The following is a 20,185-nucleotide window of genomic DNA, read 5'->3' as shown; positions in this document are numbered from 1 at the left end:
CATGACTTCAAAAACTTTGCAAATTTGCCGAATAGCTCTTTGGTCGCGTCGTTAACACCTATATGGTCCGCCCGATTTTGAAAGGGACACCGGTCATGAAAGATATTCTCTCCGAGCTTGAAAGTCGCCGGGACGCGGCGCGTCTGGGCGGCGGCCAAAAGCGGATCGACGCCCAGCACGGACGCGGCAAGCTGACCGCGCGCGAGCGGGTCGAACTGCTTCTGGATGAGGACAGTTTCGAAGAGTTCGACATGTTCGTCAGCCACCGCTGCACCGATTTCGGAATGGAAAAGCAAAAGCCTGCGGGCGATGGCGTTGTGGTTGGCTGGGGCACGATCAATGGCCGTCAGGTCTATGTGTTCAGCCAGGACTTCACCGTGCTGGGCGGATCGGTTTCGGCCACGCATGCAATGAAGATCTGCAAGATCATGGACATGGCTGTGGCCAATGGCGCCCCTGTGATCGGGATAAACGATTCCGGCGGTGCGCGGATTCAGGAGGGCGTTGATTCGCTAGGCGGCTATGGTGAGGTGTTCCAGCGCAATATCGAAGCCTCGGGCGTGGTGCCGCAGATCAGCGTCATTATGGGGCCTTGCGCGGGTGGCGCGGTCTATTCACCCGCGATGACCGACTTCATCTTCATGGTCAAAGACAGCTCTTACATGTTCGTGACCGGCCCCGACGTGGTCAAAACCGTCACCAACGAGGTGGTCTCGGCCGAGGAATTGGGCGGGGCGTCGACCCACACCAAGAAGTCCTCAGTTGCGGATGCCGCGTTTGAGAACGATGTCGAGGCGCTGGCCGAAGTGCGTCGCCTGGTGGATTTTCTGCCGCTCAACAACCGCGAAAAGCCACCCGTGCGCCCCTTCTTCGATGAGCCGGGCCGGGTCGAGACCTCGCTGGACACGCTGGTGCCGGAAAACCCCAACACGCCGTATGACATGAAGGAGCTGATCACCAAGATTGCGGACGAGGGTGATTTCTATGAGCTTCAGGAAGACTTTGCCAGGAACATCATTACCGGGTTCATTCGCATGGAAGGGCAGACCGTCGGCGTGGTGGCCAATCAGCCGATGGTTCTGGCCGGGTGTCTGGACATTGACAGCAGCCGAAAGGCGGCACGGTTCGTACGATTCTGCGACTGTTTCGAGATTCCGATCCTGACCCTGGTGGACGTGCCCGGCTTCCTGCCCGGCACCACGCAGGAATATGGCGGTGTGATCAAACACGGTGCGAAGCTGCTTTTTGCGTATGGCGAGGCGACAGTGCCGAAAGTCACTTTGATCACCCGCAAGGCCTATGGCGGAGCATATGTTGTTATGTCGTCCAAGCATTTGCGCGGCGATTTCAACTATGCCTGGCCGTCCTCCGAAGTGGCGGTGATGGGGGCCAAGGGCGCCACCGAGATCATCCACCGTGCCGACCTGAACGATCCCGATAAGATCGCCCAGCATACCACTGATTACGAAGACCGCTTTGCCAATCCCTTCGTTGCGGCGGAACGCGGCTTCATCGACGAGGTGATCATGCCGCAATCAACCCGCAAGCGGGTGGCGCGTGCCTTTGCCTCGTTGCGCGGCAAGAAAAGCCGGACGCATTGGAAGAAACACGACAACATTCCGCTTTAAGCAATCTGGGGCGGGCCGCCGTGGTGCAACGCAGTGGCCTGCAGATCCGTTTCAACCGTAGGAACACACCGGTACATGAACCGCATGGTCAAAAATCGAACCTCGCTTGGCGCACGGACCGGGCAGTCGCGCGCTGCTCTGGCGCTCTGCCTGATGGCGGGGTCGGCACTGGCGGATGCGCGGATCCCGGTGCCCTCGGGGCAACCGGTCGAATTGCTGGATGTGCTGCTTGACACCAACCCCGGCGCGCTTTGGCTGCGGTTCCGTTTCATGGCGCCTACAATTGGCGAGACCACCACGCAGGTGGGTTATGAGGCCGCTATCCATGACATGGAATTCCTGTGCAACAAGCTGGTGGTTCCCTATGTCGGCAAGCATGATCTCGACCCCGCCCGCATCGTGATTTCGCTGTCGGACCGCTCGGTGGAATTCGGACAGTCTGACCCAAAGGCAACCCAGTATTTCGAGACCTATCGGCTGGAAGACGCGCGCTGCATATGGGAGGAATACTAATGCACCCACAAGATGTTGTGTTTTATCGCCTCAATGGCGGGCAGCGTGTCGTCCTGCCCCAAGATAGGAAGCCTGTGCGGTTTTGCACATGGGCATTTCCGGGCGGCTCGCCTATTGTCGCCACGATCCGCGATCTGGCGGGTCGCAATCAAAAGATGACGTGGGCAGGGATCCAATCCTCTGCAGAGGCTGCGTTTTTAATCAGGAGAAGCAGATGTCGAAGTGCATCAAATTTGTTACCATGGTTGCCTTTGTCGGCACCGTCGCCGCATGTGCCGGCCAGCAGGAAGAAGAAATCGTCGTGGTCGAGCCGGTCTCGACCGAGCCGGTCTTCACGGGCAAATACAAGTAATAGCGGTCCGGGGCCGGCCATCGCGCTGGCCCCGACCCATCCATGGCACCCTGTCCGGGGGGCGTCGCCATGCTGAAACATCGCGGTTTTCCCGGTCGTCTTCCCGGCACCGATTTCCAATTCACCATCCGCAGACCAAATCCCAAGGGCGTGACGCCTCTGGTTGCGCGCGACCGCTATCGCGACCGCAGACCGGCGGATAAACGCGCTGATGCGGGCTTCATGACCGTACTTTGGGAGCAATTCGGTGATGAACCATTCGAGCGTGGCAATCTGGATGCCGGGCGACTGAACTGGTTGTTCGGGCGCGAAGTGATTCCCGCAGAAGACCCTTTTGATCCCGCAAGTTACGAGGCGCTGCTTGTCATCGACATCAGGGTCGCTCGGGCCTCTTTTCCTGACGTTTTCGGGGATTGATCGGCATGAACCCGCAGGTGATGAGCGCAAATCGGCAGAAAGTGGCTCAAAGTGAGCCTTGCGGCTTGCAGCGCTTGGTTTGTGGCGAACTGTCGGGCAACGTCTCAACTGTGGGTGGCTACGCATTGCCTGCGTCACCTGCAAACCATCTATTCCGTACCCCTTCTCTGTGCGGGCAGATTGATGTTCCCCCCTTCAATCTGCCCGCCTTTTTTTCGCCCGGCGCAGCGCGCACGGGTCGGCGGGGATTTGCGCAGGCATCTCTATCAACCCGAATTGACTTGCTCGTGACCGCGATGCGGCTGCATGACTGCGCCCATAAATCCTACAAAAAAGAAGGAAGAGCAGGATGTATTCGAACAAGATTGTGTTGGCCTTGGCGGCCTGTGCAGGTCTGTCGGCCTGCGGCGACAACACCACGGAACGGGTGTTATACGGCGGTGCGGCGGGGGCTGCGGGCTCGGCTATTCTCGACACCAACGTTGTCGCCGGTGCGGCCGTCGGCGCCGCCGCCAACGTCATCTATTGCGAGGAAAACCCCGGCAAGTGCTGATCGCGCTGCTGGCCTGACCTCACTGAAAACGCGGCCCGCAAGCGGGCCGTCTGAACTCATGCGAATCGCCGCTCCGGTCCGACAGGACGGGGGCGGCGTTTTGCGTCTGCGGAATTACAAGACAAAGGACTGCCCATGTTCAACAAGATCCTGATCGCCAACCGGGGCGAGATCGCCTGCCGGGTCATCAAGACCGCCCGCAAGATGGGCATCGCGACCGTTGCCATCTATTCCGATGCCGACAAGCAGGCGCTGCATGTGAAAATGGCCGATGAAGCGGTGCATATCGGCCCGCCACCCGCCAACCAGTCTTATATCGTGATCGACAAGGTGATGGAGGCGGTACGGGCCTCCGGTGCGCAGGCGGTGCATCCGGGCTATGGCTTCCTGTCAGAAAACTCGAAATTCGCCGAAGCGCTCGAGGCCGAGGGCGTCGCCTTTGTCGGCCCGCCGGTTGGTGCCATTGAAAGCATGGGTGACAAGATCACCTCAAAAAAGATCGCGCAGGAGGCCAATGTTTCGACCGTGCCCGGTTACATGGGGTTGATCGAGGATGCCGAGGAGGCCGTCAAGATCTCCAACGAGGTCGGCTATCCGGTGATGATCAAGGCCTCCGCAGGTGGCGGTGGCAAGGGCATGCGGATCGCGTGGAATGACGACGAGGCGCGCGAGGGCTTCCAGTCGTCCAAGAACGAGGCCGCAAGCTCGTTCGGGGATGACCGTATCTTCATCGAGAAATTCGTCACCCAGCCGCGCCATATTGAAATCCAGGTGCTCTGCGACACCCATGGCAATGGCATCTATCTAGGCGAGCGCGAATGCTCGATCCAGCGCCGGAACCAGAAAGTCGTGGAAGAGGCACCCAGCCCGTTCCTGGACGAGGCGACCCGCAAGGCGATGGGTGAACAGGCCGTGGCGCTTGCCAAGGCGGTGGGCTATGCCAGCGCCGGTACGGTGGAATTCATTGTTGATGGCGACAAGAATTTCTACTTCCTGGAAATGAACACCCGCCTGCAGGTGGAACACCCGGTGACCGAACTGATCACCGGTGTCGATCTGGTGGAACAGATGATCCGCGTCGCCAATGGCGAGGCGCTGAGCATCACTCAGGACGATGTCACGCTGACCGGCTGGGCCATCGAGAACCGGCTTTATGCCGAAGACCCCTATCGCAACTTCCTGCCGTCGATCGGTCGTCTGGTCCGTTATCGCCCGCCGCAGGAAACCGCATCCGGCCCGCTGCTGGTCAATGACAAATGGCAGGGTGACGCGCCCGAGGGCGAGGCTGCCGTGCGCAACGATACCGGTGTCTACGAGGGCGGCGAGATCAGCATGTATTATGACCCGATGATCGCCAAGCTCTGCACCTGGGCTCCGACCCGCGAGGCCGCGATCGAGGCGATGCGCGTCGCGCTGGACAGTTTCGAGGTCGAGGGCATCGGGCACAACCTGCCGTTTCTGAGCGCAGTGATGGACCACCCGAAATTCGTCTCGGGCGACATGACCACGGCCTTCATCGCCGAGGAATATCCCGACGGATTCGAAGGCGTCAAGCTGCCCGAAGGCGACCTGCGCCGGATTACAGCATCCTGTGCCGCCATGCATCGCGTGGCCGAGATTCGTCGTACCCGCGTGTCGGGCCGGATGGACAACCACGAACGCAAGATCGGCACGGACTGGGCGGTGAGCCTGCAGGGCCAGCGGTTTGATGTGGTCATAGCCGCTGACCGCGACGGCTCGACGGTCACGTTCTCGGATGGTGGCCAATACCGCGTCGCCTCGGATTGGACGCCGGGCGACCAACTGGCGGTGCTGGATGTGGATGGCGAACCGCTGGTGCTGAAGGTTGGCAAGGTCTCGGGAGGGTTCCGCATTCGCAACCGGGGCGCGGACCTGAAAGTGCATGTGCGCACACCGCGTCAGGCGGAACTGGCGCAGCTGATGCCTGAAAAACTGCCGCCCGACACCTCGAAAATGCTGCTTTGTCCGATGCCGGGCCTGATCGTGAAGGTCGATGTCGAGCTTGGTCAGGAAGTGCAGGAGGGGCAGGCGCTCTGTACCGTCGAGGCGATGAAGATGGAAAACATCTTGCGCGCCGAGAAGAAGGGCGTGGTGGCCAAGATCAACGCAGGCCCCGGCGACAGCCTGGCCGTGGACGACGTGATCATCGAGTTCGAGTGATCCGGGACCTTATGGGAAAGGCGGCACAGTGACCGTAGTGAGTGTGAAATCAGATCGACAGCGAGGTCAGTTGAGCCCGCGCTGCTCGCGCAGCTCGCGCTGGCGCAGCGGCATGTTGTCGATGGATCGGCTGATTTCGCGCACGCTCCACGGAAAGGGTTTGCGCAGGCGCACGCCGCCATCCTTGCCGATGATGACCAGTTGGAACCCGCGCGGGCGCAGCTTCTTGCGCAACGCCGACAGGTTGGCCGGGTCGGTATCGGTCAGGACCACCACATCGCGGTCCGTCAGCATCCCTTCGCCGCTGGTCAGCATGTCGACCTGCTGCTGGTACCGAGGGTCGGCAGGCGTGTCGGCAAAGACAACAATGGGGCGGTTCGTCCAAAGAAATTCGCTCAGATCGCTGTCCTCCGCTGCGCGGACCAACCCGGCCTCTTCCGGCTCGGTGCCGTCCGTCGCGGTGACCGCGAAGGGAATTAGTGTTGCGAAAACAAGCGCCAGCGTGCGTTTCATACCCTCTCCCTTTGGATTGAATATAGAGGCGCGGACGCGGAATGCGACCGCCGAATTGCACCCGTCCCCCAAAATCTTGCCTCTCGCAGGACCCTCTGCCCCTCCTGCGATGCGCGCAACAGCTCAAGATATATCCGGCAAAGCCCGCTTTGCCATTCTCCGACAAGACGAGAGGACCCCGAGATGACGACGACCGCTGATTGGCGGGCGCTGGCCGAAAAGGAACTGCGCGGCCGCCCGCTGGAAGATCTGAACCGCGAAACGCTGGAGGGGATAGAGGTCAAACCGCTCTATACCGCCGACGACACCGCAGAGCTTGACCACATGGGCAACCTGCCCGGCATTGGGCCGTTCACCCGCGGCGTGAAGGCCACCATGTATGCCGGTCGCCCCTGGACGATCCGGCAGTATGCAGGTTTCTCGACGGCCGAGGAATCAAATGCGTTCTATCGCCGCAACCTGGCCGCCGGTCAGCAGGGTGTGTCGGTGGCCTTCGATCTGGCCACGCACCGAGGCTATGACAGCGACCATGCCCGCGTCGTTGGCGATGTGGGCAAAGCTGGTGTGGCCATCGACAGCGTCGAGGACATGAAGATCCTCTTCGATGGCATTCCGCTGGACAAGGTCTCGGTTTCGATGACGATGAATGGCGCGGTGATCCCGGTTCTGGCCAGCTTCATCGTTGCGGGCGAAGAGCAAGGCCATGACAAATCGCTGCTGGCGGGCACCATTCAGAACGACATTCTGAAAGAGTTCATGGTGCGCAACACTTACATCTACCCGCCCGAACCGTCGATGCGGATCATATCGGACATCATCGAATACACCTCGAACGAGATGCCGAAATTCAACTCGATCTCTATCTCGGGCTATCACATGCAGGAGGCCGGGGCGAACCTGGTGCAGGAGCTGGCCTATACGCTGGCCGACGGGCGCGAATATGTCCGTGCCGCCACGCAGGCAGGCATGGATGTGGACAAGTTCGCCGGGCGGCTTTCGTTCTTCTTTGCCATCGGCATGAATTTCTTTATGGAGGTTGCCAAACTGCGCGCCGCGCGCACGCTCTGGCATCGGGTGATGACCGAGTTCGGCGCGAAATCCGAACGCTCCAAGATGCTGCGCACCCATTGCCAGACCTCCGGCGTGTCGCTGCAGGAACAGGACCCCTACAACAACGTGATCCGCACCGCCTATGAGGCGATGAGCGCGGTTCTGGGTGGCACGCAAAGCTTGCACACCAATGCGCTGGACGAGGCGATTGCCTTGCCCACCGATTTCTCGGCGCGGATCGCGCGCAACACGCAGTTGGTGCTTCAGGAGGAGACCGGCGTCACGGACGTGGTCGATCCGCTCGCGGGCTCTTACTACGTCGAAAGCCTGACCAATGAGTTGATCGAAAAGGCCTGGGCCCTGATGGAAGAGGTCGAGGAAATGGGTGGCATGACCAAGGCCGTCGCCTCTGGCATGCCCAAGCTGCGGATCGAGGAGAGCGCCGCGCGACGTCAGGCGATGATCGACCGGGGCGAAGAGGTGATCGTCGGGGTCAACAAATACCGCAAGGAAAAGGAAGACCCGATCGACATTCTCGATGTCGACAACATGGCGGTCCGCGACGCGCAGATCGCGCGGCTGGAACGCATCCGGACCACGCGCGCCGATGCCGCCTGCGTGGCGGCACTTGACGAATTGACCCGCGTGGCGCGGGAGGGTGGAAATCTGCTTGCCGCGGCGGTCGAAGCCGCGCGGGCCCGTGCATCCGTGGGAGAGATCAGCATGGCGATGGAAAAGGAATTCGGCCGTCACCGCGCCGAGGTGAAGACGCTCGCCGGTGTATACGGCGCGGCTTATGAGGGCGACGAGGGCTTTGCCGCGATCCAGAAATCCATCGAGGATTTCGCGGAGGCCGAAGGCCGTCGCCCGCGCATGCTGGTGGTCAAAATGGGCCAGGACGGCCATGACCGGGGTGCCAAGGTGATCGCCACCGCCTTTGCCGATATCGGGTTCGACGTGGATGTCGGTCCGCTGTTCCAGACGCCCGATGAGGCAGCCCAGGACGCGGTGGACAATGACGTCCATGTGGTCGGCATTTCGTCGCAGGCCGCCGGTCACAAGACACTGGCGCCGCAATTGGTCGAGGCGCTGAAGACGGCGGGTGCCGAGGATATCATCGTAATTTGCGGCGGGGTGATCCCGCAGCAGGATTACCAGTTCCTCTATGATCACGGGGTCAAGGCGATCTTCGGGCCGGGCACCAACATTCCCGAGGCGGCGCAGGATATCCTGAAACTGATCGCCGAAGCGCGAAACTGAGGTCGGGCAGGGGGGCTGCCTGCCCCCCATCGCGCGGGACGCGCAGTTCCCTCCCGATGATATTTTCAGCCAGATGAAGGGGCGGATCGGCGCCCCTTTTTTTTGCGTTGCGCAGGGCGTTCCGCGCTGTAGCCTGCGGCGCAGGAGGACCTGTCATGCGTTTGGATCATCTGGCTGTTGTGGGTACAACTCTGGAAGAGGCGGTGGAGCATGTCGAGGCGGCGTTGGGCGTGCCTCTTGGTCCAGGCGGACAACATGCCAAATACGGCAGTCATAACCGGCTTTTGGGACTCGCGGACGGTCTCTATCTGGAAGCGATCGCCATCGAGCCGGGGGTGACGCCGCAGGAGCGACCGCGCTGGATGGATCTGGACCGGTTCACCGGCCCTGCGCGGCTGGCGAATTGGATCCTTCGCTCGCAGGATCTGGCGGGTGAACTGGCGCTGTTGCCCGCGCCCTCGCAGCGGATCGTGGCACTTGAACGCGATGAGCTGCGCTGGCAGATGACCGTGCCGGTGGATGGTATCCTGCCATTTGACGGGATGTTTCCGTCGGTCCTGCAATGGTTTGGCCGGGTGCCAAGCGACAGTTTCGCTCCAACCGGCTGTGCGTTGCTGCACCTGACACTCAGACATCCGCAGGCAGAGGATCTGCGCGCCGCACTTGGGCGGGTCCTTTCGGATCAGCGGATTTCGGTGGAAGCCGGTGCCATCGGCATGTGCGCCGAGTTCGACACGCGATCGGGGCGGCGGGTTCTGGAATGAGGATCAGGGAGGCAGAGGAGGGTGATGCGCCGGCGATCACCGCGCTAATCAACGACATGGTGTGCGGATCGCTGATCACTTTCACAATCGAAACACGCAGCCCCGAGAATGTGGCGGATCAGATCAGACAGAACGCGTATCCGTATCTGGTGGCGGAGGCGGGTGGCAAGGTGCTGGGCTATGCCACTTACAAGCCGTTTCGCTACGGTCCCGGCTATCGCCACAGCATGGAGCACTCGATATTGCTGGCCCCCGACGCGCATGGGCAAGGGATTGGCCGGGCGCTGATGGCCCGGCTTGAGGCCATTGCTGCAATCGAAGGCGTCCACGTGCTGATCGCTGGCATCAGCAGCGCCAACCCGGGGGCGGTGAGGTTTCACAAGGCGCTCGGGTATGATGAAGTGGGACGGATGCCGCAGGTGGGCAGAAAGTGGGATCAATGGCTCGATCTGGTGCTGATGCAGAAAATTCTTGCTGCTGACGCAGAAACCCTTACCTGACAGTGTCACAATTCCACGGTAGGCTGTTGCCATGTCACTCTGGACCAGAATATCCGAAGCGCTGAGCGCACTTGCCAAAGGCGAAAGCCTGTCGGACGTGTTCGAGCGTTTGCGCACTCCGCCCGAGCGCTCGGTGGCATTTGCTATTGCCGTTGTGGCCCTTGGCGCCAAGATGGCCAAGGCCGATGGGCAGGTGACCCGCGACGAGGTCACCGCCTTTCGCGAGGTGTTCCAGATCGCGCCCGAAGACGAAGCGGGCGCGGCGCGGGTCTTTGACCTCGCCCGCAACGACGTGGCCGGGTATCAGGATTACGCGCGCAAGATCAAACGCATGTTCGAAGAGGATTCGACAACGCTGTGTGACCTGATGGAGGGGCTGTTCCATATCGCGATGGCGGACGGGTTCTATCACCCCAACGAAAACGAATTTCTGAAAGAGGTCAGCGGCATATTCGGCCAGACCGAGCAGCAGTTCCGCGCCTTGAGGGCGCGGTTCGTGCCGGATGCGCCCAAGGACCCATATACGGTGCTGGGCGTGGCGCCGGACATGCCCCGGGACGAGATCCGCAAGGTCTGGCGGCAATTGGTGCGCGACACCCATCCCGATGCCATGATGGCGCGCGGCGTGCCGGAAGAGGCGGTGAAACTGGCGGAGAAACGGATGATCGACATCAACCACGCCTGGGACGAGATCAACCGGGCCGCTGCCTGAGCGATGCGGCTGGCGACCTACAACATCGAATGGTTCGCCAATCTATTCGACGAAGAAGACGCCCTGCAAATGGATGATGCGCGGTCGGGTCGTTATGGCGTGACGCGGGCTGAGCAGTCCGAGGCGATTGCCAAAGTTCTGACCGCCATTGACGCCGATGCGGTGATTGTTGTGGAGGCCCCCGATACCGGGCGCAGGCAAAGCACCGTCGCCGCGCTGGAAACCTTTGCCGATGCCTTCGATCTGCGTGCGAACAAGGCGCTGATCGGCTTTGCCAACGATACCCATCAGGAAATTGCGCTGCTTTATGACCCCGCGCAGCTCCGCGCACGGCATGATCCGCAAGGGGAGGAAACCGGCAAGAAGGGCAGCGGGGACGCGCCGAGATTTGACGGGGTTTTTCGCATCGATCTGGATATCGACGCGACCGAGGATCTGGTGAGGTTTTCCAAACCGCCGCTGGAATTGGCGGTGGAAACCGCCTCAGGCACGCAGCTCCGCATGATCGGCGCGCATCTGAAGTCCAAGGCCCCTCACGGGGCCGAAACCCGCGACGAGGTGATCCGGAGTTCGATCGCCAACCGGCGCAAGCAACTGGCGCAGGCAATCTGGCTTGCCGCCCGGGTCAGGGCGCATGTGGAGGCCGGGCAGGAGTTGATCCTGCTGGGCGATCTGAATGATGGTCCGGGGCTGGATGAGTTCGAGCATCTGTTCGGGCGTTCTTCGGTTGAGATATTGCTCAGGGCCGGGCTCTATGATCCCCATGCGAACAAGGCGCTGCAGCCCCGGCCCGGCGCGGTACCAACGACCGCGCGATTCCATTTGGCCGGGCAAGGGCGTTACCTGCAGGCCTTGCTGGATTACGTCATGATCACGCAGGGTCTGCGGGCGCACCGGCCCGCCTGGCGCATCTGGCACCCGTTCGACGATGTCGATTGCTGGTCGGTGCCGGACCTGCGCGACGCGCTGCTGACGGCCTCTGATCATTTCCCGGTGACGCTGGATATCGAGATATGAGCTTTGAACGCGGCCAAAGCGCGCCTATACTGGGTATATGCGTATGTTGCTTGCCATTGCACTGACTGCCGGTCTTGCGGTACCGGTCTCCGCTCAGGAAGACGAGGGGCGATCATTGATGGATCTGGGGGCGGAATTGTTTTTGGATGGGCTGCGGCAGGAAATGGAGCCGACCCTGCAGAGCCTTCTGGGACTTGCCGATGATCTTGGCCCTTCGATGCTGAGCTTCTTCGAGGAAATGGGACCGGCCTTTGCCGATATGGCGCAGGAAGTGAATGATTGGAGCGTCTATGAGGCGCCCGAGATTCTGCCCAATGGTGATATCATCATCCGCCGCAAGCCCGAGCCGAAACCCAAGACGGAACCCGAGATCCCCGAACAGGCCGCCGAACCGAACCTTGAAGGCACCGAGATCTGAGGGGCCGTGCTCTAAGGCACAATCCATTTGATCTGAAACGCAGATGTTACTCTATCCATTTGTTTTGACGCGCAATTTATTTCGAAAACCGGTTCCCATTTTTGGATTGCGCTCTAGCCGCGGATCAGCATTTTGGTTTCAGCCTCAAGCGCGGTGCTGAGCGATTTCAGGCGCGCTTCGGCCACTTCGCTGAACAGCGGGAGGGCTGAGGCGGGCAAGCGCAGCTCCAGCACCTTTTTCTTGGGATACCAGTTCAGTTTGCCGATCTTGGCATCCTCGCGCATCCACATCATCGCCCCGAACCGCATCGCCTTGCCAAGAATCTCGGCCTGTTTCTGGCCCTTGTTGCTCAGCAGCTCATACAGTGGTTCGAAGCGGTTACCTTCGCGTTTGTTGCGATAGCGGTGCTGCAGGGCGAGGCCGAGAAAAACCCGCTCGGAATGTTTCAGGCCACCCATATTGGCGCGGGTCACATAGTCGAAACAGACCTCTGCACGGTAGTCGGGATGCGCCCTCCAGCTTACGTCATGCAGCAGGCAGCCGGCCTTGACCAGCCGGGTTACTTCGGCGGGCTGGGATTTGAACAGCGGCATGACAAAGTCAAAGAGCTGCTTGCCGAAGCCGGGCAGGCGAGCATCCTTGGCTTCGGCAAAGCGGCAGGCCTCGATCAACGGATCACGGTCGCGCAGTTTCTGCGACATCTGTTCATAGAGCAGCCCTTCGCGGATGCCATAGCTGGATACAGCGATGTCTTTGGGCTTGAAGGTGCGGATCAGGCGGGTCAGCACATCCATGGCATAGGGCACCAGCGCCATACGAGAACCGGAAACGCCCGCCGCGCTGCGCAACTCGTCCGGGTCGCCCGCCTCGATGAATTTCACTGTCTTGCGGATGTCCGAGGCTGTCATCCGGTATTCGTGCAGAACCGCCAGCGGATAACCGCGGCGCAGCATGTCGAGACGCGCTATTGCACGCCAACTGCCGCCCACGAGGAACAGCCGGTCACGCTGCGGACCCAACTGATCGCGCAAACCCTCCATCACCTTCTTGATCTGGGTCTTGCGCCCGCGCCTGCCACCGGAGATATCCCGCAGCTTCAACGGACCCAGTGGCGAGGTCAGGCGCTTGCCGACCTGACCATCGGAAATTTCGGCCAGTTCCATCGACGAGCCGCCAATATCGCAGATCAAGCCATACGCGCCAGGCCAGCCTAGCAGCACGCCCTGGGCCGACAGCCGCGCTTCTTCATCGCCATCAATCACCTGAATGGTCAGCCCGGTCTTTTTCTTGACCTCGGCGCAGAACTCGGGCCCGTCTTTGGCCTCGCGCACTGCGGCGGTGGCGACGACGCGCAAGGGGGGCAGATCCAGCCCGTCGGCCAGGTGTTGAAACCGGTGCAACGCGGCCAGCGCCCGTTCGCGGCCCGTGGGGTTGAGCTTTCCGGTCTCGGACAGCCCGGCCCCCAGCGCACACATGAGCTTTTCATTGTAGAAGTAGGCTGGCGAGCGCGCAGCCCCGTCAAAGACGACCAGCCGCACCGAGTTCGAGCCCACATCGACCACGCCGACACGGGACAGCGCCCGCGCGTCTGGGTCGTTGAACAGCGGTTGTCCGAACGATCCCCAATCCGGGGCGGGATTTGTGTGCTGGTCCATATCGTTCCTATCGCTGTTGAGAGGATGCGGGGCGGTGCTTCAAGGGTCAACTCCCGGCGGCGGCCGGATCGGCCTTTTCTGCCATCAGCCGGGCGGCCAGCGCCCGCGTGATCTCGCGCTTTTCGGTCAACGCAATATGATCAAGCCGCTCGACCATGTGCGCGGCGACATCAAAGCGGCGGTCCATATGCCGCACCAGATAGCGAATCAGATCGGGGCGCGGATTGAGTTGGCGGTCGTAAAAAAGCTTGGCGATCACCGCCCCCAGCAACTCATCATCGGGCGGCTCAAGTGCCACGTGCTGGGCGCCCTGCACCCGGCTGTGCAAATCCGGCAGCGACAGCGCCCAGAAGGACGGCGCGGCACGACCCGTCATCAGCAGCGGGTGTCCATTGGCCAGCGTCAGGTTGTGCAGGTGAAACATCGCATCCTGTGCGGCGGCGTCCTTGGCGATCAGCGGTATGTCCTCGACCGCGAGCGGGGCGTCCGACAGGCGGAGCAGGTCTTCGGACGCCAAGGCGGTGGCGGATATGATGCGCGCGCCGGTTTCGGTTGCCCAGACATGGGTCAGGTGGGTCTTGCCCGATCCCTCCGGTCCGGTCAGGACCAGTTTGCCGCCGGGCCATGACGAAGCCGAGAGTAGCGCCACAGCCATGGCGTTGGAGGGCGACACGAAGAAATCCTCGCGCCCGCGCGCGGTCTTTGATGGCAACTCGAAGCTGAGTTGTTCTGCCATTTACGGGGCGTCCTGTTCGCTCTGTCCGCTATACAATCTGCTGTCGAGGTATTTCGAGGTGGCAAACCGGGCCAGCACGCCCAATGCCGCCGCCATCGGGACAGCAACCAACATGCCGACGAATCCGAAGAGCACGCCAAAGACCGACAAGGCTAGGATCAGCCAGACCGGGTGTAGGCCCACCGAACTGCCAACAAGCTTGGGGGTCAGGAAATTGCCCTCGACCATCTGCCCGGTGGCAAAGATCGCGGCGACCAGCCCGACCGAGACCCAATCACCCCAGAACTGGAACAGCGCCAGCCCGATCGCCAATGCTCCGCCGATCAGCGCGCCCAGATAAGGGATGAAGGTGACCAGCCCGGCAATCGCACCCACTAGTAGGCCGAATTGCAGCCCGACAAGCATCAACGCGATGGAATAATAGCTACCCAAGATCAGACAGACGGTGCCCATGCCGCGCACGAACGCCGACAGCACGGAGTTGATCTCGCCCGCCAGTTGCCGAATGACCGGTGCGTGCTCACGCGGCAGCAACTCGTCGAGACGCGCGATCATCCGGTCCCAGTCAAGCAGCAGATAAACCGCCACCACGGGCGAGACCACAAGCAAAACCACGATATTGATCGCCGAAGCCGCCGATCCAACGATCGTTTGAACGAACGCGCCGGAATTCGATTTCAGAGAGTCACCGATGGAGACAAGGACCTGATGCACATTGGAATCGCGATCCAGCAAGGACGGGAATTTTTCGTGAACGAAGGTTCGCAGGTCCTGAAACAACTGCGGCAGGATGTTGATCAGGTCGGCAAGCTGGGTGATCAGCGCAGGAACAACCATCACCAGAAGCACGGCAAATAGCAGGACCGACACGACGGTGATCAACGCGGTCGCGCCGATACGCGACAGGCCCATCCGCTCCAGCCGATCGGCGACGGGGTCAAGAAAATAGGCGATGGCCGCACCGATGACAAAGGGCAAAAGAACATCGCCCAAGGCCCACATGATCAGGATGAACACCACTGCGGCGATGCCCCAATACCGAATCTGAGTTGAAACTGGCAGTGACATTGGACCTCTTTCCGCTTGCCACACTCATCGCCCATGGGGCGCTGGCGATCAAGAGCATGTTGCTTGTTTCGTTACGGTATCGGGTCGCAGGGATATACCAGCACCCACAGCATCGTAGGAGCCGCGCAATGTCCGGCGGGTCAGTGGGTCCGCACCTCCTGCCGGTGCAATTCTGCCTGAACGGCGGTCAGGTCGATTTCGTCCAGCGCGCGGTTGCTTTTCAGCGACAGCGCGGCGGCCACGCCCGCGCCTTGTCCGGCGACGGCACAGCAGGACATGTTGCGGGTGGCCGCATGGGCGATCCGGTCTCCCCCGGTCGAGCGGCCTGCGACGAGCAGGCCGTTGATCCCTTTGGGCAGCAGCGAGCGGTAGGGGATCTGCATGTACCGCCCGGTGGTGGGCAGGATCAGGATACCGTATCCGTCGATGAACTCGGGGTAGATGCCGATCGTGTCGTCGAACCGGCCTTCATGGCGCACATCGTTCTCGGTCATGTTGTAGGCGGCGTCGATCTTGCGGGTGTCGCGCACGCCGATGGTCATGCCGAAATTGCGCAGACGGGCGTTCTCGCAGCCGGGCATGAACCGGCGCAGCGCCTCGATGGCGAGCATTGATTGCCGTCGCCCCTCGATCTCGCCCAGGGTCAGACTGTCGGGGTCGGTGCCGTCCACTTCGTCGAGGTGGATCAGGTTCATATAGGTCAGCTCGCCTGTCTCATGCAGTGCCCCCCAGGTTCCGGCAATGGTGTTGAGATGGGCGGGGATCAGCCCCTCTTTGATCGCCTGATCGAAAGGCTTCTTGATGAAGGGCGAGAACATGTCGTCTTCTTTGCCACTGGTCTCGATCTCCCATTCGCCGCCGCCGCCCCAATCCCTGTAGGTCTGCGGATCGGATTTGATCCCCTCCATGAAGGCGCGCTTATCGACACCTGCCAGATGGAACATCACCGAGGCGGCCATCATCTGCTCGCGCTCGGTCTTGTAGGTCGGCGCACCGGCGCGATGTGCTACATCAGCGTCGCCGGTGGCGTCAATGACGACACGCGCAAGAATGGCCTCGCGCCCGGCTTTCGATTCCACGATCACGCCAGTGACGCGATTGCCCTCCATGATCGGTTCCACGAACTGCCGGTGCATCATCGGGTGAATGCCCGCCTCCTGCACCAGCTTGTCGGCCACCAGTTTGAAGCCTTCGCTGTCCAATTCGTAGCTGAGCGATTGCGATTCCGGCACCGCCGCGTCCATCTCCTTGGCGCGCTGTTCGAACTCCCAACCGATCCCGCCCGCTTCGACGGTTTTTTCATGTCGATACCAGGCAAAACCTTCGACACCCACGGCGGTGATATTGCCGCCGAAACAACCGAACCGTTCCAGCAGCGTCACTTCGGCACCTGCGCGCGCAGCGGCAAGGGCCGCGGCCAGTCCACCGGGGCCGGAGCCCACGACCAACACCTCGGTGCGATGCACCACCGGAATATCGCGCGCTGGCTCCCGTATCGTGTCGGCCATCCTGTCCTCCCTCATGTCCGCATCGTGTCAGGGTCGGGGCCAGTGCCGCGTCGGTCAATCCCAAAACCGACCTTGCGCCTGTCGGGAATGCACCTTTGACCGATTGCCTGTGCTGCGGCAATGGCATAGACCGCAACAAACCGCCGCCTGCAACAATGAGAGTGCCAATGCGCCTGTCCCGCTATTTTCTGCCCGTCCTGAAGGAAAACCCCTCGGAGGCCCAGATCGTGAGCCACCGGCTGATGCTACGTGCGGGCATGATCAAGCAGGCCACCGCCGGGATCTATTCCTGGCTGCCGCTGGGTTTCAAAGTTCTACGCAAGATTGAAAACATCGTGCATGAGGAACAAGCGCGGGCGGGACATATCGCGATCCAGATGCCGGTGATGCAATCGGCGGACCTGTGGCGCGAGAGCGGCCGCTATGAGGCCTATGGTCAGGAAATGCTGCGCATGAAGGATCGGCATGACCGCGACATGCTGTTCACGCCCACTGCTGAGGAATTGGTGACTGACATTTTCCGCAGCCATGTCAGCAGCTACAAGGACCTGCCGCTGACACTCTATCAGATCCAGTGGAAATTCCGCGACGAGATCCGTCCCCGCTTTGGCGTGATGCGGGGGCGCGAGTTCTACATGAAAGACGGCTATAATTTCGACTTGACCAAAGAGGACGCGCTGCACGCCTATAATCGCCATCTGGTCAGCTACCTGCGCACCTACGAGCGAATGGGGCTGCAGGCGATCCCGATGCGCGCCGATTCCGGTCCGATTGGCGGCGATGACACTCATGAGTTTTTGGTGCTGGCGGATACGGGTGAATCCGAGGTGTTCTATGACAGCGCGGTGACCGACCTGACTTTCGGCGATCGTGAGATTGACTATGATGATCACGCGCAGTGCCAGGGTGTGCTGGAGGAGTTCACCTCAAAATACGCCCGCACCGACGAAACCCATGACGAGGCGCTGTTCGATCAAGTCCCCGAGGACCGCCGCCGCGTGGCGCGCGGGATCGAAGTGGGGCAGATCTTCTATTTCGGCACCAAGTATTCCGAGCCGATGGGGGCCACGGTGCAAGGTCCCGACGGCAAGCCGGTGCCGGTGCATATGGGCAGCCACGGGATCGGCGTCAGCCGTCTAGTGGGCGCCATCATCGAGGCCAGCCATGACGACAAGGGCATCATCTGGCCTGAAGGCGTGACGCCCTTCCATTGCGGTATCGTCAACCTGAAACAGGGCGACGACGAGGCGGATGCCGCCTGTGATACGCTCTATGCCGAGCTGACCGCGCTGGGGTTGGAGCCGCTCTATGACGACCGTAACGAGCGGGCAGGCGGCAAGTTTGCCACGATGGACCTGATCGGTCTGCCCTGGCGCATCACGGTGGGCCCGCGCGGTCTGAAGAACGGCGTGGTCGAACTCACCAGCCGCCGCAGCGGTGAAAGCGAAGAACTGAGCCCCGAAGAGGCGGTCAAGAAAGTGGCCTGCATCTACGCGGCGCATCTTCTACCCCGCTCGTGACCGGCGCCGGGGCATGTCCAAGCCGCTGATATCGGTCATAACGGTCACCCGGAACCTCATCGAGGCCGGGCGCAGCGACACCATGCGCGCGGCGCTGGATTGCGTGCAGGCCCAGAGCTTTCGCGGGCTTGAACATGTGATCTGGGACGGGGCCTCAAACGACGGCACGCAAGCATTGCTGGAGGGTTGGCAGGCGGAGATTGCGGGCGATGCCAACGCGATCCCCGTCACCTATAGAAGCGCTGTGGATCAGGGTCTCTATGATGCGATGAACAAAGCTGTTGAGCTGGCCAGCGGCGACTATGTGATCTTTCTAAACTCGGACGATTCTCTGGCCAGCAATGACATCCTGCGGGATCTGGCGGACCTTGTGCGATCCGAGAGCCCCGATTTTGTCTTCGGCGGCACGTTGCAGACATTGGAGGATGGCAGTACCAAGAACCACAGCCGCACAAATCTGTCGGCTTTCCTGCAGCGGATGCCATTTTGCCATAACTCGCTGCTGGTTCGACGGGACGTGTTTCTGGCGCTGGGCGGCCACGATCTGTCTTACCGGGTTGCGTCAGACTATGACTTTGTCTTTCGGATGCTGATGGCGGGGCACTCAGGTGCCAGCACCAAACAGCCGGTCTCGAAGTTCAGCGCGCGCGGGGTGTCGGCCGACGTGCTGGGCGTGGCCAAGGACTATGCCGAGGTCTGGAGCCGGTATTTTGGCCAGATGGCGGGATGCGGCAAGATTGACGGAGACACGACGTTGAACTGGTATCGCTCGGGGCAACTGCCGATCTCTATGTGCCGTGCGGCGCTGCGGGCGGCCAAGGGCAATGAAACGATGCGGCGGGCGGCGCTGCACAGCCTCAAGATCACCTTGCGCCGGCGGATCCAGCCCTGGCGCAAATGGGACTATTTGCAGGGCTGATCATGCAGATATTCGTCATCAACCTCGACCGATCACCCGAGAGGTTCTCTGCGATCCAGTCCGAGTTCGCCAAGGTAGGGCTCGACCACCACCTGACCCGGATCAGCGCCACAGACGCCCGAGCCCCCGATTTCGCCGCGCCGGGCTATGCCCCCCATAGCTGGCGGGACCGGTGGGAGTTGAAGCGCTCTGAACAGGCGGTGTTCGAAAGCCATCGCTCGGTCTGGCAGCGGATTGCCGATCTTGCGGACGCGGCGGGTGTCATCTGCGAGGATGACATACTTGTGTCGACCGCCTTCCCACGCCTTTTGGAGGCTTTGGAGAGCGAACGCTTCGGTGTCGTGAAACTTGATGGGTTCAACGCGTCGCGCCGCTATGGCAGTGCTGCGGATATGAACGGCTGGCAATTACGCGCGATTGTCGAGCCAGTGCCAAGTGCTGCCTGTTATGTGGTGTCATCGGCTGCCGCCCGGCAATTGCTGGTGGACAGCGAAAAATATTGCGAAACGCTGGATGATTTCGTGTTTCGCGCCCGCGCGGGCATTGTCCCGGCTCAACTCTTTCCCGCCGTGGCCGTGCAGCAGATGTGCTGCATCTCTGTCGATGGCACTCAGACGCCTGATACAAGTCAGCGGGAACAGCAGGACAGCACCAAAGCCGCCAAGGGGCCTGCACTCTACCGCGTGTGGAAAGAGATCCGGCGGAGTCTGCGCAAACGCCACCTGCGCGGGTTTGAGGCGTGTGTGCCCGCGCTTTGCGACGATTTGCCCCAATATCGCGATGCCTGAACCGGTGTTGAAAGTAGGACGGCGGATTGAGGCCGTCGGCACATGACCGCCACCTGCTGCGCGCCATCGCAGCTTGACCCCGGACGGCGGACAACGCAGTTTGCGCCGACTTT

The 20,185-nt window shown here is 61.3% G+C and carries 20 protein-coding genes; 15 read left to right on the top strand and 5 right to left on the bottom strand.

Annotation, left to right across the window (positions count from 1 at the left end; translation table 11 throughout):
• The first annotated feature begins 95 nt into the window (after window positions 1–95).
• The 6 genes from AB1E33_RS14045 (at window position 96) to AB1E33_RS14020 (ending at window position 5,644) form a co-directional block, all read left to right on the top strand.
• On the top strand, window positions 96–1,628 hold the full coding sequence (locus tag AB1E33_RS14045) for an acyl-CoA carboxylase subunit beta (RefSeq protein ID WP_372577900.1): 1,533 nt from the start codon (window positions 96–98) through the stop codon (window positions 1,626–1,628).
• Between the two features lie 75 nt (window positions 1,629–1,703).
• A complete protein-coding gene (locus AB1E33_RS14040; RefSeq protein ID WP_372577899.1) occupies window positions 1,704–2,141 on the top strand; it encodes a DUF6497 family protein in 438 nt (145 codons plus the stop codon).
• 214 nt (window positions 2,142–2,355) lie between these two features.
• The gene (locus AB1E33_RS14035; protein ID WP_372577898.1) at window positions 2,356–2,493 is read left to right on the top strand and encodes a hypothetical protein; all 138 of its coding nucleotides are present in this window, start codon (window positions 2,356–2,358) and stop codon (window positions 2,491–2,493) included.
• A gap of 69 nt (window positions 2,494–2,562) precedes the next feature.
• Window positions 2,563–2,910 carry a hypothetical protein gene (locus tag AB1E33_RS14030; RefSeq protein ID WP_372577897.1) on the top strand — a complete coding sequence of 116 codons (348 nt, stop codon included), beginning with the start codon at window positions 2,563–2,565 and terminating at the stop codon, window positions 2,908–2,910.
• Between the two features lie 349 nt (window positions 2,911–3,259).
• A complete protein-coding gene (locus AB1E33_RS14025) occupies window positions 3,260–3,463 on the top strand; it encodes a hypothetical protein (protein WP_372577896.1) in 204 nt (67 codons plus the stop codon).
• Window positions 3,464–3,598: 135 nt separating this feature from the next.
• On the top strand, window positions 3,599–5,644 hold the full coding sequence (locus AB1E33_RS14020) for an ATP-binding protein (protein ID WP_372577895.1): 2,046 nt from the start codon (window positions 3,599–3,601) through the stop codon (window positions 5,642–5,644).
• 66 nt (window positions 5,645–5,710) lie between these two features.
• Here AB1E33_RS14020 and AB1E33_RS14015 read toward each other — a convergent pair whose 3' ends face one another.
• Window positions 5,711–6,157, bottom strand: a complete 447-nt coding sequence (locus tag AB1E33_RS14015) for a DUF4174 domain-containing protein (protein WP_372577894.1) — start codon at window positions 6,155–6,157, stop codon at window positions 5,711–5,713.
• Window positions 6,158–6,340: 183 nt separating this feature from the next.
• Here AB1E33_RS14015 and scpA point away from each other — a divergent pair, with 183 nt between their 5' ends.
• The 6 genes from scpA (at window position 6,341) to AB1E33_RS13985 (ending at window position 11,878) form a co-directional block, all read left to right on the top strand.
• On the top strand, window positions 6,341–8,467 hold the full coding sequence (gene scpA / locus AB1E33_RS14010; RefSeq protein WP_372577893.1) for a methylmalonyl-CoA mutase: 2,127 nt from the start codon (window positions 6,341–6,343) through the stop codon (window positions 8,465–8,467).
• A gap of 155 nt (window positions 8,468–8,622) precedes the next feature.
• Complete coding sequence (locus AB1E33_RS14005; protein WP_372577892.1) at window positions 8,623–9,231, top strand: VOC family protein; 609 nt, start codon at window positions 8,623–8,625, stop codon at window positions 9,229–9,231.
• Window positions 9,228–9,731, top strand: a complete 504-nt coding sequence (locus tag AB1E33_RS14000; RefSeq protein WP_372577891.1) for a GNAT family N-acetyltransferase — start codon at window positions 9,228–9,230, stop codon at window positions 9,729–9,731. Before AB1E33_RS14005 ends, AB1E33_RS14000 begins: the two co-directional genes overlap by 4 nt.
• A gap of 31 nt (window positions 9,732–9,762) precedes the next feature.
• Window positions 9,763–10,443, top strand: coding sequence for a molecular chaperone DjiA (locus tag AB1E33_RS13995; protein WP_249707807.1), 681 nt, complete (start codon window positions 9,763–9,765; stop codon window positions 10,441–10,443).
• A 3-nt stretch (window positions 10,444–10,446) separates the two neighbouring features.
• Window positions 10,447–11,460 carry an endonuclease/exonuclease/phosphatase family protein gene (locus AB1E33_RS13990; protein WP_372577890.1) on the top strand — a complete coding sequence of 338 codons (1,014 nt, stop codon included), beginning with the start codon at window positions 10,447–10,449 and terminating at the stop codon, window positions 11,458–11,460.
• Between the two features lie 37 nt (window positions 11,461–11,497).
• A complete protein-coding gene (locus tag AB1E33_RS13985) occupies window positions 11,498–11,878 on the top strand; it encodes a hypothetical protein (protein WP_372577889.1) in 381 nt (126 codons plus the stop codon).
• Between the two features lie 113 nt (window positions 11,879–11,991).
• Here AB1E33_RS13985 and AB1E33_RS13980 read toward each other — a convergent pair whose 3' ends face one another.
• The 4 genes from AB1E33_RS13980 to AB1E33_RS13965 all read right to left on the bottom strand — a co-directional run bounded on the left by AB1E33_RS13980 (window position 11,992) and on the right by AB1E33_RS13965 (window position 16,845).
• Complete coding sequence (locus AB1E33_RS13980) at window positions 11,992–13,533, bottom strand: Ppx/GppA family phosphatase (RefSeq protein WP_372577888.1); 1,542 nt, start codon at window positions 13,531–13,533, stop codon at window positions 11,992–11,994.
• A gap of 46 nt (window positions 13,534–13,579) precedes the next feature.
• The gene (locus tag AB1E33_RS13975) at window positions 13,580–14,269 is read right to left on the bottom strand and encodes a P-loop NTPase family protein (RefSeq protein WP_372577887.1); all 690 of its coding nucleotides are present in this window, start codon (window positions 14,267–14,269) and stop codon (window positions 13,580–13,582) included.
• Entirely contained in the window at window positions 14,270–15,337 is a 1,068-nt protein-coding gene (locus tag AB1E33_RS13970; protein WP_372577886.1) for an AI-2E family transporter, read from the bottom strand.
• Window positions 15,338–15,477: 140 nt separating this feature from the next.
• Window positions 15,478–16,845: an FAD-dependent oxidoreductase gene (locus AB1E33_RS13965; RefSeq protein ID WP_372577885.1), complete on the bottom strand. Its 1,368-nt coding sequence runs from the start codon at window positions 16,843–16,845 to the stop codon at window positions 15,478–15,480.
• 167 nt (window positions 16,846–17,012) lie between these two features.
• On the opposite strand from AB1E33_RS13965, the gene proS reads away from it, so the two are divergent.
• Genes proS through AB1E33_RS13950 form a run of 3 tightly spaced genes read left to right on the top strand, consistent with a single transcriptional unit; the run spans window position 17,013 to window position 20,072 of the window.
• The gene (gene proS / locus AB1E33_RS13960; protein ID WP_372577884.1) at window positions 17,013–18,365 is read left to right on the top strand and encodes a proline--tRNA ligase; all 1,353 of its coding nucleotides are present in this window, start codon (window positions 17,013–17,015) and stop codon (window positions 18,363–18,365) included.
• A 13-nt stretch (window positions 18,366–18,378) separates the two neighbouring features.
• On the top strand, window positions 18,379–19,284 hold the full coding sequence (locus AB1E33_RS13955; RefSeq protein WP_372577883.1) for a glycosyltransferase family 2 protein: 906 nt from the start codon (window positions 18,379–18,381) through the stop codon (window positions 19,282–19,284).
• Between the two features lie 2 nt (window positions 19,285–19,286).
• Window positions 19,287–20,072 carry a glycosyltransferase family 25 protein gene (locus AB1E33_RS13950; protein ID WP_372577882.1) on the top strand — a complete coding sequence of 262 codons (786 nt, stop codon included), beginning with the start codon at window positions 19,287–19,289 and terminating at the stop codon, window positions 20,070–20,072.
• Window positions 20,073–20,185 lie beyond the last annotated feature (113 nt).

This window comes from Ruegeria hyattellae (assembly GCF_041537925.1).
Classification (GTDB): Bacteria; Pseudomonadota; Alphaproteobacteria; order Rhodobacterales; family Rhodobacteraceae; genus Ruegeria_C.
Note: the sequence above shows the minus strand (reverse complement) of the source record. Positions and strands in the feature narration are given on the sequence as shown.

Coding starts and splice junctions, on each gene's coding strand:
- AB1E33_RS14045 (WP_372577900.1), top strand. CDS start 96: ATGAAAGATATTCTCTCCGAGCTTGAAAGTCGCCGGGACGCGGCGCGT.
- AB1E33_RS14040 (WP_372577899.1), top strand. CDS start 1,704: ATGAACCGCATGGTCAAAAATCGAACCTCGCTTGGCGCACGGACCGGG.
- AB1E33_RS14035 (WP_372577898.1), top strand. CDS start 2,356: ATGTCGAAGTGCATCAAATTTGTTACCATGGTTGCCTTTGTCGGCACC.
- AB1E33_RS14030 (WP_372577897.1), top strand. CDS start 2,563: ATGCTGAAACATCGCGGTTTTCCCGGTCGTCTTCCCGGCACCGATTTC.
- AB1E33_RS14025 (WP_372577896.1), top strand. CDS start 3,260: ATGTATTCGAACAAGATTGTGTTGGCCTTGGCGGCCTGTGCAGGTCTG.
- AB1E33_RS14020 (WP_372577895.1), top strand. CDS start 3,599: ATGTTCAACAAGATCCTGATCGCCAACCGGGGCGAGATCGCCTGCCGG.
- AB1E33_RS14015 (WP_372577894.1), bottom strand. CDS start 6,157: ATGAAACGCACGCTGGCGCTTGTTTTCGCAACACTAATTCCCTTCGCG.
- scpA (WP_372577893.1), top strand. CDS start 6,341: ATGACGACGACCGCTGATTGGCGGGCGCTGGCCGAAAAGGAACTGCGC.
- AB1E33_RS14005 (WP_372577892.1), top strand. CDS start 8,623: ATGCGTTTGGATCATCTGGCTGTTGTGGGTACAACTCTGGAAGAGGCG.
- AB1E33_RS14000 (WP_372577891.1), top strand. CDS start 9,228: ATGAGGATCAGGGAGGCAGAGGAGGGTGATGCGCCGGCGATCACCGCG.
- AB1E33_RS13995 (WP_249707807.1), top strand. CDS start 9,763: ATGTCACTCTGGACCAGAATATCCGAAGCGCTGAGCGCACTTGCCAAA.
- AB1E33_RS13990 (WP_372577890.1), top strand. CDS start 10,447: ATGCGGCTGGCGACCTACAACATCGAATGGTTCGCCAATCTATTCGAC.
- AB1E33_RS13985 (WP_372577889.1), top strand. CDS start 11,498: ATGCGTATGTTGCTTGCCATTGCACTGACTGCCGGTCTTGCGGTACCG.
- AB1E33_RS13980 (WP_372577888.1), bottom strand. CDS start 13,533: ATGGACCAGCACACAAATCCCGCCCCGGATTGGGGATCGTTCGGACAA.
- AB1E33_RS13975 (WP_372577887.1), bottom strand. CDS start 14,269: ATGGCAGAACAACTCAGCTTCGAGTTGCCATCAAAGACCGCGCGCGGG.
- AB1E33_RS13970 (WP_372577886.1), bottom strand. CDS start 15,337: ATGTCACTGCCAGTTTCAACTCAGATTCGGTATTGGGGCATCGCCGCA.
- AB1E33_RS13965 (WP_372577885.1), bottom strand. CDS start 16,845: ATGGCCGACACGATACGGGAGCCAGCGCGCGATATTCCGGTGGTGCAT.
- proS (WP_372577884.1), top strand. CDS start 17,013: ATGCGCCTGTCCCGCTATTTTCTGCCCGTCCTGAAGGAAAACCCCTCG.
- AB1E33_RS13955 (WP_372577883.1), top strand. CDS start 18,379: ATGTCCAAGCCGCTGATATCGGTCATAACGGTCACCCGGAACCTCATC.
- AB1E33_RS13950 (WP_372577882.1), top strand. CDS start 19,287: ATGCAGATATTCGTCATCAACCTCGACCGATCACCCGAGAGGTTCTCT.